At 48.7% G+C, this 224-nt stretch carries 1 protein-coding gene; it reads right to left on the reverse strand.

Annotated features, from left to right (window positions below):
• Positions 1-224: transposase (locus ACEO2X_RS14820; RefSeq protein WP_371972227.1), on the reverse strand; the 224-nt coding region annotated here is incomplete at both ends.

The following is a 224-nucleotide window of genomic DNA, read 5'->3' on the forward strand; positions in this document are numbered from 1 at the left end:
CTCTACCCAATTATTGCAAATCGGTAGATTGCCATCATCCAAATAGCGGCTTAAAGCTGGCCAACGCTTCAGAGTGTAATTGATGGCCTTGGCGGTGGGAGAACTCGATGGCACCGTCAGATGATGTTGGTTGAGCCATTCATATAGTTGTTGCATCACTGGTTGACTATGCTGTTGTCGGTATTCGCGGCGGTCTTCCGCTGTACCATCGGTCTTTTTCCTGA

It is taken from the genome of Acinetobacter sp. AL9 (genome assembly GCF_041464035.1).
GTDB classification, from domain to species: domain Bacteria; phylum Pseudomonadota; class Gammaproteobacteria; order Pseudomonadales; family Moraxellaceae; genus Acinetobacter; species Acinetobacter towneri.